The 13,357-nt window shown below is 71.4% G+C and carries 14 protein-coding genes; 6 read left to right on the plus strand and 8 right to left on the minus strand.

The features are described 5' to 3' along the window. Positions 1 to 32 precede the first annotated feature (32 nt). The 3 genes from IF11_RS0124625 to IF11_RS37895 form a co-directional block, all read right to left on the minus strand. Positions 33 to 1,286, minus strand: coding sequence for a methyltransferase (locus tag IF11_RS0124625; protein ID WP_030353901.1), 1,254 nt, complete (start codon positions 1,284 to 1,286; stop codon positions 33 to 35). 137 nt (positions 1,287 to 1,423) lie between these two features. Beyond that, positions 1,424 to 1,666: a hypothetical protein gene (locus IF11_RS0124630; protein WP_030353902.1), complete on the minus strand. Its 243-nt coding sequence runs from the start codon at positions 1,664 to 1,666 to the stop codon at positions 1,424 to 1,426. Between the two features lie 4 nt (positions 1,667 to 1,670). Then, entirely contained in the window at positions 1,671 to 2,567 is an 897-nt protein-coding gene (locus tag IF11_RS37895; RefSeq protein ID WP_051746176.1) for a TetR/AcrR family transcriptional regulator, read from the minus strand. A gap of 254 nt (positions 2,568 to 2,821) precedes the next feature. Here IF11_RS37895 and IF11_RS0124640 point away from each other — a divergent pair, with 254 nt between their 5' ends. Beyond that, positions 2,822 to 4,174 (plus strand): DUF2252 domain-containing protein, encoded by a 1,353-nt coding sequence (locus tag IF11_RS0124640; protein WP_037728439.1) that lies wholly within the window; start codon positions 2,822 to 2,824, stop codon positions 4,172 to 4,174. Between the two features lie 26 nt (positions 4,175 to 4,200). Here the strand turns inward: IF11_RS0124640 and manD are convergent, their stop codons facing one another. Further along, positions 4,201 to 5,442 (minus strand): D-mannonate dehydratase ManD, encoded by a 1,242-nt coding sequence (gene manD, locus IF11_RS0124645; RefSeq protein ID WP_030353905.1) that lies wholly within the window; start codon positions 5,440 to 5,442, stop codon positions 4,201 to 4,203. A gap of 105 nt (positions 5,443 to 5,547) precedes the next feature. Beyond that, complete coding sequence (locus tag IF11_RS0124650; protein WP_030353906.1) at positions 5,548 to 6,102, minus strand: TetR/AcrR family transcriptional regulator; 555 nt, start codon at positions 6,100 to 6,102, stop codon at positions 5,548 to 5,550. A gap of 150 nt (positions 6,103 to 6,252) precedes the next feature. On the opposite strand from IF11_RS0124650, the gene IF11_RS0124655 reads away from it, so the two are divergent. Then, positions 6,253 to 6,711, plus strand: coding sequence for a nuclear transport factor 2 family protein (locus IF11_RS0124655; protein WP_030353907.1), 459 nt, complete (start codon positions 6,253 to 6,255; stop codon positions 6,709 to 6,711). A gap of 51 nt (positions 6,712 to 6,762) precedes the next feature. On the opposite strand, the gene IF11_RS0124660 is transcribed toward IF11_RS0124655, so the two are convergent. Continuing rightward, positions 6,763 to 7,512, minus strand: a complete 750-nt coding sequence (locus IF11_RS0124660) for a DUF4118 domain-containing protein (protein ID WP_030353908.1) — start codon at positions 7,510 to 7,512, stop codon at positions 6,763 to 6,765. Between the two features lie 273 nt (positions 7,513 to 7,785). On the opposite strand from IF11_RS0124660, the gene IF11_RS0124665 reads away from it, so the two are divergent. Then, positions 7,786 to 8,289, plus strand: coding sequence for a GNAT family N-acetyltransferase (locus IF11_RS0124665; protein WP_030353909.1), 504 nt, complete (start codon positions 7,786 to 7,788; stop codon positions 8,287 to 8,289). 52 nt (positions 8,290 to 8,341) lie between these two features. On the opposite strand, the gene IF11_RS0124670 is transcribed toward IF11_RS0124665, so the two are convergent. Beyond that, the gene (locus tag IF11_RS0124670; RefSeq protein ID WP_030353910.1) at positions 8,342 to 8,560 is read right to left on the minus strand and encodes a hypothetical protein; all 219 of its coding nucleotides are present in this window, start codon (positions 8,558 to 8,560) and stop codon (positions 8,342 to 8,344) included. A gap of 334 nt (positions 8,561 to 8,894) precedes the next feature. Further along, positions 8,895 to 9,446, minus strand: a complete 552-nt coding sequence (locus IF11_RS0124675) for a ferritin-like domain-containing protein (RefSeq protein WP_030353911.1) — start codon at positions 9,444 to 9,446, stop codon at positions 8,895 to 8,897. A gap of 173 nt (positions 9,447 to 9,619) precedes the next feature. Between IF11_RS0124675 and IF11_RS0124680 the strand changes: the two genes are divergently transcribed. From IF11_RS0124680 to IF11_RS0124690, 3 genes are all read left to right on the plus strand, one after another. Then, the gene (locus IF11_RS0124680) at positions 9,620 to 10,852 is read left to right on the plus strand and encodes an aromatic acid exporter family protein (protein ID WP_030353912.1); all 1,233 of its coding nucleotides are present in this window, start codon (positions 9,620 to 9,622) and stop codon (positions 10,850 to 10,852) included. Positions 10,853 to 11,283: 431 nt separating this feature from the next. Then, positions 11,284 to 11,937, plus strand: a complete 654-nt coding sequence (locus IF11_RS0124685; protein WP_165840615.1) for an LAETG motif-containing sortase-dependent surface protein — start codon at positions 11,284 to 11,286, stop codon at positions 11,935 to 11,937. 355 nt (positions 11,938 to 12,292) lie between these two features. Then, on the plus strand, positions 12,293 to 13,351 hold the full coding sequence (locus IF11_RS0124690; RefSeq protein ID WP_030353914.1) for a PHP domain-containing protein: 1,059 nt from the start codon (positions 12,293 to 12,295) through the stop codon (positions 13,349 to 13,351). The last annotated feature ends 6 nt before the right edge of the window (positions 13,352 to 13,357 follow it).

Genomic DNA, 13,357 nt, shown 5'->3' on the forward strand with positions numbered 1-13,357 from the left:
CGCCGTCACCCGGCCAAGCCCCGGCGGCCGGCTCAGCGCTTGACGGCCCGCAGGATGACGAACTTCGGATCGCCGGCCACGGTCTCGCAGTTGCCGAAGAGCCGCCGCAGCTTGGTGTGATAGCCGAGGTGGCGGTTGCCGATGACCCACAGCTCACCCCCGGTCCGCAGCGCGGCGCGCGAGCCGGTGAACATGCGCCACGCCGTCGCGTCGGTCGTCGCCTGATGGGTGTGGAACGGCGGGTTGTTCAGCACGAGATCGACCGTCCCGGCCGGTACGTCCGTCATGCTGTCCCCGAGGACGAACTCCGCCGCGGTCCCGGCATCGACGTTCTTGTGGAAGGTGGCCTCGGCCGAGGCCACCGCCGAGAAGGACTCGTCGATGAAGGTCACCCTGGCCGCCGGATTCTCCAGCGCCATGGCCGTCCCCACCACGCCATTGCCGCAGCCGAGGTCGACCACATGCTCGGGGCCGTGGCGCCGGGGCAGATTGCGCAGCAGGAAGCGCGTACCGATATCGAGCCGCTCGGCGCAGAAGATCCCCGCGTGGTTGACGACGGTACGGCCCGATACGGTTCCGAGCCCTTCCGGCAGCGCGTAGCTGTGCGGCCAGGGACTGGCGGTACGTGTGCGCCCCGGCGCGGCCGTACTGAAGATCAGCCGCGCCTTTCTGACCGCGAGCGACGTCCTGGTCGGGCCGAGGATCTGCTCGAACAGCTTGAGTGTGGAGGTGTGGATCTCGGTGACCCGCCCCGTACCGATGACCACGGTCCCGGAATGCACCGCCGGGGCGAGGCGGTGCAGTTGGTCCTCCAGCAGCGCGAGGCTCTTGGGGACGCGGATCAGCAGCACGTCGACACGTTCCGGCGGGGTGTCCCTGGCCGAGAGCAGCCGTACGGAGTCACCGCCGACGCCGGCCCGGCGCAGATTGGCGCGGGTCGCCTGCTGGGTGAGATACGAGTCGGTGATCTGGACGAGCGGGTCCGCGCCGAGCTGTTCGAGCCGGCGCGCGGCGAGCACCGTGGTCAGCGCGCCCCACCGGTCCCCGACGACGACCACCGTGCCCGACAGGTCCGTCGGTTCGGTGCCTGCCAGTGTGTCGCCCGTCGGCCCCGCGTCCGTCGGCGTGTCGCCCGGCTGCCCGGCGTCCCCCTGCCCCGCCTCGGCTCCCGCGAGGTGCCGCAGCAGATACTCGTCGGCGGCGTCCCACGCGCGCAGCGTGTCGCGGGGATGCTCGGGGAATCGGGTGAGGCCGAACTCGCCCCAGGGTGTCGTCAAACGGTTCATCGTGGTCACAGGCTATCCGTCCGGGAGCGGGGCGTACGCGCCGAGGCTCGCGCCGTGCCTGTTCAGCGCGGGTTCGGCCCGCTCCGTAACCACCCCGTTCACCTGCCGCCGCGCCGCTCGCTCACCGGGCCGCTCGCTCACCGGGCCGGCCCGCCCCTCGACATCCGGCGCGCGCGGTCCAGGGCCGCCCGCGCCTGCCCGACCGTGAGGACGGCGGCGAACTCGTTGCGGGCGATCTCCAGCACCACCTGGGCGTCGGGGGGCGGCTGGGGGTGCTCGCGCAGCGCGATGTCCGCCGCCGCCTGGGCCAGCAGGTCGTCGTCGGGGGACGCGCCCGGCTGGGACATGGTGCGCAGGACCTGGTGCCAGAGTCCGGCCATCGCGTCATTTCCCTTCGTCCACGAGGCCGCCGCGCGCGCCGTCCACCCGGGCGACGCCGTCCATGGGAACGCCGGAGCCGCCGGGGCCACCGGGGCCGACGGAGAGTCCGAGAACGGCGAGCGCGTGGTGGACGAGCTCGTCGGCCAGCATCAGCGGCGAGAACGCGCTGGTGTTACGGGCCCAGTGCCCGACCAGCTCATTGACCGCCCCGATCAGGGCGACCATCGCGAGCGCGTAGTCGCGCCGTACGGCCTCGCCGCGCTCCACGGCACGCGCCGCCTCCCCGGTCAGGAAGTCGGTCCACAGGCCGCGCCAGAGCAGCCGGTGGTCCTCCACCGCGCGTCCGGCGCCGATGACCTCGATGAAAGCGATCCGGGTGGCCGCGGGATCGGCGGTGACGGCGTCCACATAGGCGCGGGTCAGGGCCGTGATCCTGTCGCGGGTGTCCGCGGACTCCGTCGCGGGATCGCTGAGGACCGTCAGCGCGGCCTCCATGCCCGAACGGGCGACATCGTTGTGCAGCGCGATCAGCAGCGCCTCACGCCCCTCGAACTCCTCGTAGAACGCGCGGATGGAGACCCGCGCGGTGACACAGATCCGCTCGATGGACGTGGCCGGATAACCGCGGGTGATGAACAGTTCGGTGGCGGTCGTGAGCAGCCGCTCGCGGCGCTGTGCCCTGCGCGTCTGGCCCGTGCGGTCCGGCGCCGGGGCCGTATCCCCGGGGGACGGGCCCGTACCGGCCGACCGGCCCGTACCGGCCGACTGGCCCGTACCGGCGGACGGTGGGCCCTTACCAGCGGGCGAGGGGCGCGCCCCGGCGGGCGGTGGTCCCGTACGCGCGGGCGACCGGCCCGTACCGGCGGGCGATGTGTCTGTGGATTTCCGGACCGGATCCATCCGACCTCCCCGAATCGCCCTGTGAACGTGCGGTGTTGCGATGTCGCGTGGGGTAAGGGCGCTTATCGAGCATGGCACGCGCCGCAGGCCGACACGCCGTAATCCGAGAATGCTCCGCTGTCCGCCGTCGCGGTGCATTCCCGTGTGAAAACCACCCGAATGGCCGTCACGCCGGGCTCCCCGGGCACCGGAACGCGATGCTCGTGCACACCGGCGATACCGCGTCACCGACCAGCGGAGGGAGAGGGGCTGTGATGACCACTCCCGCGGACCGCGCGGAGCGCGGCCGGGCCGCACGCAAACAGGCGTCCCGGTCCTCGCACGGTCTGTGGATACCCGCCGCCGACCGGCTCGATCCGCTCACGGTACTGGCGCGCCAGACCGCCAACCGCGTCCCCGAGCTGCTGCCGCTGCGCTACGAGCGGATGGCCGCCTCTCCGTTCGCCTTTCTGCGCGGCGCCGCCGCCGTGATGGCCGCCGATCTGGCCACCCAGCCCCGCACGGGACTGACCGTCCAACTCTGCGGGGACGCCCATCTGCTGAACTTCGGTGTGTTCGCCTCGCCCGAGCGCGTGCTGCTCTTCGATCTCAATGACTTCGACGAGACCCTTCCCGGCCCCTTCGAGTGGGATGTGAAGCGACTCGCCGCGAGCATCGCGGTCGCCGCCGGCGAGAACGGCCACTCCGAGGCTCACACCCGGCAGGCCGTGCAGGCCGCGTCCGCCGCCTACCGGACCTCGATGCGGCGGCTGTCCGCCCGAGGTGAACTCGACGTCTGGTACGAGCGTCTCGACGCCGAGGACATCCTTCCCCTCATGCGGTCGGAACACCGCAAGCGCGTCGAGTCACAGTTGGCGCGCGCCGGGGAGCGCATCGGGCTGCGGACGCTGGACATGCTGACCGACGCACCGGACGGACAGCGCAGGATCACCCCCGACCCGCCGCTGCTGGAACCGGTGAGCCGGCTCGACATGGCCGTGCTCCGCCGCATCTTCATCGGCTACCGGAGCACACTCCCGGAGGAGCGGCGCACACTCCTCGACCGGTTCCGCTTCATCGACGCGGCCCGCAAGGTCGTGGGCGTCAGCAGCGTCGGGACGCGCTGCTACATCGTGCTGCTGGAGGGCCGGCACGCCGGGGATCCGCTGTTCCTCCAGATCAGGGAGGCGGAACGGTCCGTACTCGAACCCCATCTGCAGCAGAGCGCCTACCCGCACCAGGGCCATCGGGTGGTGGCGGGACAGCGGCTGCTCCAGGCGGCGAGCGACATCTTCCTCGGGTGGGTGACCGGGCCGGAGGGCCGGCACTTCTACTGGCGTCAGCTGCGGGACATGAAGAGCTCCCTCGTCGTCGAGGACATGTCGCCGCCCCTGCTGCACGACTACGCGCGGCTGTGCGGCGCGGCGCTGGCCCGCGCGCACGCCCGGTCCGGCGACCGGATCGCCATCGCGCACTACCTCGGCGGCTCCGACGCCTTCGACCGCGCCATGGCCGACTTCGCGCTGCGGTACGCCGACCGGAACGCGGCCGACCATGCCGCGCTCGCCGCGGCCGTCGCGGCGGGCCGGCTGCCGGAGGACCGCCCCGGGCCGGTGGGCCGCCGGTAGCCCCCCTGATGTCCGTGCCCGGCCCGCTACCAGTCGTGCACGGTCCCGTCCGTGAGCCGGTTGACGGGCAGATAGGCCGGTGCGTACGGGAAGCGCGCGGCGGCCGTCTCGTCGAGTTCCACACCGAGGCCCGGCTGATCGGACGGATGCAGCAGCCCCTCGCCGAAGCGGTAGGAGGTCCGGAAGACCTCCAGCGTCCCGGCCGAGTGCCGCATGTACTCCTGAATGCCGAAGTTGTGCACGGCCAGGTCGAGATGGAGCGCCGCGGCCATACCGACGGGCGAGATGTCGGTGGGCCCGTGGATGCCCGACTTGATGCCGTACAGGGCGGCCAGGTCGAGCAGCTTGCGCATCGCCGTGACGCCCCCGACATGCGTGACCGCCGACCGTACGTAGTCGATCAGCCGCTCGCTCAGCAGAACGCCGTAATCGTGCGGGGAGTTGAAGACCTCCCCGATGGCCAGCGGTGTGGTGGTGTGCTGCCGGACGAGCCGCAGGGCCGTGGGGTCCTCGGCGGGCGTGGCGTCCTCCAGCCAGAACAGGTCGTACGGTTCGAGGTCCTTGCCCAGCCTGGCCGCCTGGATGGGCGTCATCCGGTGGTGTCCGTCGTGCAGCAGCGGCAGTTCGGGGCCGAACTCCGCGCGTACCGCCTCGAACACCCGGGGCACATGGCGCAGATACGCGCGGGTGTCCCACACCTCCTCCACCGGCCGCGGCGGCCCGTCCCCCGACCGCCGGGCGGGTTCGTAGTCGTAGCGGTCGCCGCCGCCCGCGCCGGACGCGGCCACGCCGTACACCGAGTCCAGCCCCGGGATCCCGGACTGGATACGGATCGCGCGGTACCCCTGGGCCAGATGGGCACGTACGGAGTCCAGGATCTCGGGGACGTCGCGTCCCGAGGCATGGCCGTAGGCGAGGGCGCCGGTGCGGGAGGCGCCGCCGAGCAGCTGGTAGAGCGGCATGCCGGCGGCCTTGGCCTTGATGTCCCAGAGCGCGGTGTCCACGGCCGCCACGGCGGCCATCGTCACCGGCCCCCGGCGCCAGTACGCGCCCCGGTACAGGTACTGCCAGGTGTCCTCGATACGCGCCGCGTCCCGGCCGATCAGCAGCGGCGCCACATGGTCCGACAGATAGCTCGCGACGGCCAGTTCACGTCCGTTGAGGGTGCCGTCGCCGAGTCCGGTGATGCCGTCCTCCGTGGTGATGCGCAGGGTGACGAAGTTACGGCCGGGGCTGGTGACGATGGTGTCGGCAGCGGTGATCTTCATAACGGGCGCGGCTCCTGTCGTACGAGAGGGGTGGCGGTGCCGTACCGCTCCAGAATGACCCATGACATGTCCGCGCCCCAGAGGGTCTCCTCGGCGGGGGTCTCCTCAGCGCGCGGCCCGCGTCAGCAGGGCGGCGGCCTCCCGCGCCTGGAGGGCCGGTTCCGCCGTTTCGAGTATCGCGGCGGTCACCATGGCGCCCTCGGCGAGGAGTTGGAGCTGATCGGCCGTGCCCGGGGGCAGCTTCGCGTCGGCCACCAGACCGGCCAGATACCGCTTGAAGGCGAGCTTGTGCGCCCGCGCCTGGGCGGCGACGCGCGGTGAGGTGGCGCCGAGTTCGCCGTACGCGTTGATCCAGGCGCAGCCGCGGAAGTCCGGCTCGCCGAACCACGCGTGCAGATGGTCGAAGACCGCCAGGATGCGTTCCTCGGCATCCCGGTGGCGGTCCACCCGCTCGCCCAGCCGCTGCCGCCATACGAGGTCGCGCCGCGCGAGATACGCCTCGACCAGCTGATCCTTGGCGGGGAAGAGCTGGTAGAGCCGCTTGAGCGATACCCCGGACGCGCCGCGGATGTCGTCCATGCCGACGCTCTGCACGCCCCGGGCGTAGAACAGCCGCTCCGCCGCGTCCAGCGCCTGTTCCCTGGCGGCCACGCCGTCCAACCTCGTCACGCTCCCCACCTCGCTCCTCGCCCTCTCGCTCCTTGACCCGAGAACCATCGTTCTCTACGGTATCAGCGAGCGATGAGAACGATGGTTCTCCATTGTGGTCCGCAAGCAGTCCCCACCAGTCCGCACCAGAAGGAGCCCGTGATGAGTGCTCGACCGCCGCTGCCGCCGTTCACCCTCGACACGGCGAAGCAGAAGGTCCAGGCCGCCGAGGACGCGTGGAACACCCGCGATCCGCAGAAGGTCTCGCTCGCCTACACCGAGGACTCGCGCTGGCGTAACCGGGACATGTTCGTCACCGGCCGGGACGCCATCGTCGAGCTGCTGACGCGGAAGTGGGAGCGCGAGCGGGAGTACGCGCTGCGCAAGGAGCTGTGGGCGTTCGAGGGCGATCGCATCGCGGTGCGCTTCCAGTACGAGAGCCATGATGCGGGAGGCCAGTGGTGGCGTTCATACGGCAATGAGCTGTGGGAGTTCGACGCGCACGGCCTGATGTCCCGCCGCGAGGCCAGCATCAACGACGTACCGATCCAGGAGAGCGAGCGCCGGATCTTCGGCCGCCGGCCGGATGCGGAGCGCGGGGTGCCCTTCCCCCTCCGCTGAGCCGCTGAGCCGTAGAGCTGCTGAGCTGCTGAGCTGCTGAGCTGTCGAGCCTCAGCCGGTGTCCAGGGCCGGGCCCGCCGTGTCCAGGGCCGCCCCGGCGTCATCGGCGAGCGTCACGGCGACCAGCCGCACCTGCTTGGACGGTACGAGGCCGGGATTGGGCCGGAGCATGAACCGCCCCACGTAATGCCCGGCGCCCGAGGCCCGCAGCTCGATCTCGCCCTCGGGCCAGCCGAGCTGTTCGATGTCCCACGGTTTGCGGTCCACCCTCACGGTGCCGTCCTGCTCCAGCCGGGCCGGATGGCCGAGCAGACTGCCGTACTCGAACCGGCAGCCGCGCAGCCGCAGGATCTCCACGAGATGCCGGCTCACCTGGTCGACCACCGCGTCAGGAGAGCCGGTGGACTGCGCGAGCCGAGCGGTGTCATGGATCCGGCCGAGCAGCCCGGCGTCCACCACCGTCATGACATGCAGCCGCCGGGCGTGGGCGGCCAGTTGCGACACGGCGAGCCCCACCGCCAGCAGCAGCACCGCCGTCACGATGTCGTTCGCGCTGGTGATACTGAACCGCTCGAACGGCCGGGCCAGGAAGAAGTCGAACCACACGGCCGCCGACAGCGCGGCCAGCGCGCCGGCGAGACGGTTGCCCATGGCCGCGACCGCCACGACGACCACGACGAGGATCAGCGCCAGGTCGGCGCTCGCCATGCCCGAACGGAGCGGCAGCAGCAACAGGGCGACCGCCAGGGGCGCGATCAGCGCCGCGCCGAGTGCGATGCGGTCGCGAAGCGGGAATCTCATGGTCCACCTCGCAGTACCTCGTACGCCGGACCGATCCGTCCGACCGCCGGATTCAGGCCGCCCAACGGCCCTCACCATCAATCTTCCCCCGGCGGCCCCCGGGGACTCGGGCCGCCGGGTGTCTTGACGCGGCCCTGCCGTCGGCCGCGCGGACCTTGACGCGATCTTGACGCCCGGGAGCGGCCGTCCGAGCCGGACGCGGCGGCGGACGGGGCATGCACATCGGATGAAACGCCTGTGGTGCCGCCGCGGCGCGTGATACGTCTCCGTGTCATGGACGATCTTGTGACTGAGCGGCTCGTGCTTCATCCGTTGAGCGTGCTGGAGGCCGAGCGGGTGGCCGCCGCCGAACCGGCGGACGGGGACCTCTGGGCGCCCGGGTATCCCGCCGACGGCGACATGGTGGGCGCCAGACGTTATCTGACGACCTGTGCGATCACCGGTGATCCCCAGCCCTTCGGCCCGTACGAGATCCGCCGTCGCGAGGACGGGTGCGCCATAGGCGGACTCGGCTTCCACGGCGCCCCGGACGAGAACCTCACCGTCACGATCGGCTACGGCCTGATCCCGTCGGCGCACGGCAGGGGATACGCCTCCGAGGCCCTGCGCGAACTGCTGCGGTTCGCGCGGGCGAGCGGTATCACCTGCGTCCAGGGCGACACCGATCACGAGAACACCGCGTCCCAGCGCGTGATGACGGCGGTGGGGATGCGGCTCGTCGCGGAGGACGAGCAGCTGAGGTACTACGGGATCGTCTGGGCCGAGCGGGCCGGGTGATGATCCGGTGTCACCCGGCCCGCACGGACGGGCCGCCGCGCCGTGTCCCCGGCTATCCGCGGCGCGCGGTGGGCGTACGGCGGCGCGCCGGCGGCCGGTCGAACACGCTGTCCATGGAAGGCTCGTCCTCCCCCTCGCCGTCGGGCAGCGGGGGCAGCTCCACGGTGTAGCGGGGTTCGAGGAAGATGTCGTGATGCTGCGGACGCGCGTTCGGCGCGGCCCCCGTGCTCGGTTCCTGCGACGGATCCTGACGGGACGGTGAAGAAGGCATGCACAACCGTTCGGAGAGTCGAGCGGCCGCGCGGCCCGAATGCCGATCGACCCGCTGGGAAGGTGTCTACCTCATCATTCCCCGTCCCGCATCACCGCGGGTGACCGGAGCATGGCGCCTCCGGTCCCGGCTGCTCCTCCGGCGTACCGCGTCGGCCGGTTCCACCGGGTGCGGGCCGGGGTGGTGAGAGTGCCCGGCCGCGCATCGCCCACCGGTCGGTGAGCATGCCCGTACGGAGCGGATTCAGGGTACGCGAGAGCGGCGGCGGGACACACATCCGGGAGCCCTTGGGTGGCCCGGTCCCCCGTCGGCGGCGTGTCGGGGTGTCGGGGCGTCAACCCCGGCCGCCCGACGCCCGCGGCAGGCGCTCCAGCAGTCCGCGCAGATCGTCGGCGTGCTCCTCCTCCTGCGCGAGCAGGTCCTCGAAGACCCGGCGGGTGGTGGGATCCCCCTGCCCGAGCCAGTGTGCGATCTCCGTGTACGACGCGATGGCCACCCGCTCGGCCACCAGATCTTCCTTGATCATCTCGATCAGGTCCGCACTCGCGTCGTACTGGGCGTGGGACCGCTTCGTCAGTGTGTCCGGGTTGAAATCGGGCTCCCCGCCGAGCTGGACGATGCGCTGCGCCAGCCGGTCCGCGTGCAGTTGCTCCTCCCGCGCGTGCTCCAGGAACTCGGCGGCGACCGGCTCGGAGTACAGCCCCGTCGCGGTGTAGTAGTGCCGCTTGTACCGCAGGGTGCAGACGATCTCCGTGGCCAGCGCCTCGTTCAGCACCTGGATGACACGCCCGACATCGGCTCCGTACGCGTCCGTCACCGGCCCCTTCTCGATCTCCTGGCGCGCCCGCGCGCGGATGGTCTCGATGTCGGTGAGGAACTCGGCCATGGCCGTGCACTTCCTTTCGTACCCAACGAGCATTGCGTGTGTGAACCTTCGCCTGCCCCGTCCCTTCCCCGTACGCGCCCGGACCGCTGTGGTTCGCGTACCCGCTCATCCACACGGCCCTATCGGACCGGCGGGCGGGGTCCGGGCGAGCCGGGCGCGGGAAGGGTGAGGTCGTGCGTCGTGTCCGAAAGGCCGTGAGAGAGCCGGTGGCCGAGCTGGTGAAGGGGCGGCGCCCGCAGCCGGTCCTGGTACAGACGGTGCGGTCGGCCGCCGCCGCGACGATCGCGTATGTCGTCGCCCTGCGGCTGAGCAGCGAGCCCGCGCCGCTGACCGCTCCCCTGACGGCGCTGCTCGTCGTGCAGGTCACGCTCTACTCGACCCTGACCACCGGCATCCGCAGGGTGAACTCCGTTGTCGCGGGGGTGCTGGTCGCCAGCGGTTTCAGTGTGCTGGTCGGGCTGACCTGGTGGAGCCTGGGGCTGATCATCGTGGCCTCGCTGATCGTCGGGCGGCTGGTCCGGGTGAGCGAGTTCGTGCCGGAGGTCGCGATCAGCGCGATGCTCGTCCTCGGCGTGACACGGGTGGCGTCCACCGCCTGGGACCGGGTGCTGGAGACGCTGATCGGCGCGGTGGTGGGGCTGCTGTTCAACTTCCTGTTCGTGCCGCCGGTGTGGGTCCGTACCGCCGGCGAGTCCATCGAGGATCTGTCGCGCCGTATGCGCCAGTTGCTGTTGCGTATCGGGGAGGGGCTGACGGAACCCACTCCGGTCGAGCGCGCCGCCGACCGGCTGCACGAGGCGCGCCGGCTCGACCACGACATCAGCGAGGTGGACGCGGATCTCCGGCAGGCCGAGGACAGCGTCCGGCTCAACCCCCGGGTCAAGGAGGGGCTGCTGCACCGCGTGGTGCTGCGTACCGGTCTCGACACGCTGGAGATCTGCACGGTGGTGCTGCGCGTACTGGCCAGGACACTGACCGACCTCGCCAAGGAGCGTACGGAGGAGCCGCTGTTCCCACAGGAGGTGGGGATCGCGCTGAAGGAACTGCTGGCGCGTGTCGCCGACGCCGTCGTGAGCTTCGCCGTACTGGTCACCACGGAGGCCAGCCAGAGCGCCGAGACCGCGGAGTCACGGCTCGCCGAGGATCTGGAAGCGGCGAGCGTGAGCCGGGAACGGCTGGCCGGGCTGTTGCTGGAGGGCGTCCAGCGCCACCCCCGTCAGTGGCAGCTCCATGGCGCGCTGCTCGCGGAGATCGACCGGATCCTGGACGAGCTGGACATGGAGAACCGCTCCAAGCGGTTGATGGAGGAGCTGGACCGCGCCTCTCGCGAAACGCGTGAGCGATACCCCCGGCTGGCCGCCGTGTGGCAATGGGTACGGGAAGCGCTGCCGGGGCCGCGCGGATAAAGGCCGGCCGATATACCGAACCAGGAATGGACGCAGCGGTGCTGGGCTTCTCCCGGCCACCGCCGTGGCGTGAATCGCTCGTTCGCGGAGCAACGGGAAACTCCGGCCGGATTATTGACGGAGTTTTTGCCGAGAACACATGGAGACGAGGTGTATTCGGGCGGGGAAGCCGTCGGCCGCCCCCTCCGCGCCCCGCAATCATGGGCGCCATCAGCGAGGACGACGGGAACCGGCCGCGCGGCCGGATGTGATCAGCGGCTTCGCTCCCGCCGCCCACGCGCGCCGCGCGGCCCGTTTTCCGGCGTCTCAGCAGGTCCATGGGGTGTGCGGAGAGGGCGAGTTGGGTGGGGCGGTTGATGAGACCGGTCCGAATGGCGGTACTGTGCGCGCGCGCCGTCATCGTGGGCGGCGCGGTTATCGCGGAGGATTTTGTGACTCTATTCAGCGGATCATGGCGGCGCAGAAGCGCCCTCATAACCGTCGCTACGGCAAGTGCGCTCGGGGTCGGCCTGTCGGCCGTTCCCGCCGTCGCGCACACGCCGACGTGGTCGGTGACCTGCTCCGAGGTCAGCCTCGACCTGACCGCCTACGGCAACAGCGACAAGAACACGGTGACGGTCACCGTGGACGGCAAGGACCTGCTGCCCACCGAGAATTTCAAGAACGACTTCCACAAGAAGCTCGAACTTCCCGAGCACAAGAGCGAGCTGAGCGTTCGTCTCATCGTGGTGGCCGCCGACGGCGACCAGTTCTCCAGGGACGAGACGAAGACCGCTCCGGTCTGCGAGGAGTCCACCCCGCCGCCGTCCTCGGAGGCCCCGACGCCGACTCCGACGCCTTCGGAGGAGACGCCGACCACCGAGACTCCCAAGCCGACGCCTTCGTCGACGGTCACGCCCACGGACGAGGCCAGCAGCTCGGCGCCCGCGGTTCCCTCGTCGCAGCCGAGCCCGGCCGGGGACGACCTCGCCGAGACGGGTTCCTCCAGCGCCACCCCGCTGATCGCCGGTGCGGCCGCTGTCGTACTGGTCGCCGGTGCGGGCATCATGTGGGCCTCGCGCAAGCGTCGTACCGCGGGCAACTGACCGACCGCTCGACACACCGCCCCGCCGCCACGCCGGACGCCGTCCGGACTTCCACCGCCAACACTCGGCGGCCCTGACAGTGGTGACCCGGCCATGAGGCATGGACCGGACGACTGCTCGCCCGCCAGGGGCGCGTCGGCCGGACTCCCCGCGGCAGAGGTGGTGTGAAGAAAAGCCGAGGAGGTACGGAGCGGGCGGGCGGCCCCGGTGGGGCGCCACCCCGACGTACTCCTCGCACCGTGTGAGGCCCCGCGGCATCCCCCGTTCGCGGGGCCTCGCCATGCGCGGTGTGACCCCGGCGCGGACAATGGACCGGAAAAGCCCGCCGACAGGCCACCGACACACTGGGGGCGCCATGGATCCGGTGGAGGCTCTCGACAGGATCGCCTTTCTGCTGGAGCGCTCGCGGGCCGAGACCTATCGGGTACGGGCGTTCCGTACCGCCGCCGCGGTGGTGGCGGACATGCCCGCCGACGAGGTCGCGCGGCGCGCCGAGGCCGGCACCCTCGGCCGGGTGCGCGGCATCGGTCCCAAGACGTCACAGGTCGTCGAAGCCGTGGTGAAGGGCTCCGTACCGGAGTATCTGGCGCGGCTGGAGCGGGAGGCCGCCGGGCCGCTCGCGGAGCGCGGACACACACTGCGCGCGGCGCTGCGCGGTGACTGCCATCTGCACTCGGACTGGTCGGACGGCGGCAGCCCCATCGAGGAGATGGGACGGACGGCCGCCGCGCTCGGTCATGAATGGGCCGTGCTCACGGACCACTCCCCCACCCTGACCGTGGCCCGGGGTCTGACGGCCGGGCGGCTGCGCGAGCAGCTCGATGTGATCGCCGGACTCAATGAGCGGTGGGCGCCGTTCCGGCTGCTGACCGGCATCGAGTGCGACATCCTGCCGGACGGCTCGCTCGACCAGGAGCCGGAACTGCTCGACCGGCTCGATCTGGTGGTGGCGTCCGTCCACTCGAAGCTGCGCATGGACGCCGCTCCGATGACACGGCGCATGATCGCCGCCGTCCGCAATCCGCTCACCGATGTGCTGGGGCACTGCACGGGACGGCTGGTCATCGGACGGAGTCGGCGGGACCGCGGCGGGTCGGGCGGCAGCCGGCCGGAGTCGGTGTTCGACGCGGACGCGGTGTTCGAGGCGTGCGCCGAATCCGGCACCGCGGTGGAGATCAACAGCAGGCCCGAGCGGCTCGACCCGCCCCGTCGGCTGCTGCGCCGGGCGGTGGCGGCCGGGGTCTTCTTCGCCATCGACACGGACGCGCACGCGCCGGGCCAGCTCGACTGGCAACTCCTGGGCTGCGCGCGGGCGGAGGAGTGCGACGTGCCCGCCGACCGGGTCATCAACACCTGGCCGGCCGAGGGGCTGCGGGAGTGGACGCGGACCCGGCGGGCACCGGCCTCGGGCTGACCGCCC

It is taken from the genome of Streptomyces scopuliridis RB72 (genome assembly GCF_000718095.1).
GTDB classification, from domain to species: Bacteria; Actinomycetota; Actinomycetes; order Streptomycetales; family Streptomycetaceae; genus Streptomyces; species Streptomyces scopuliridis.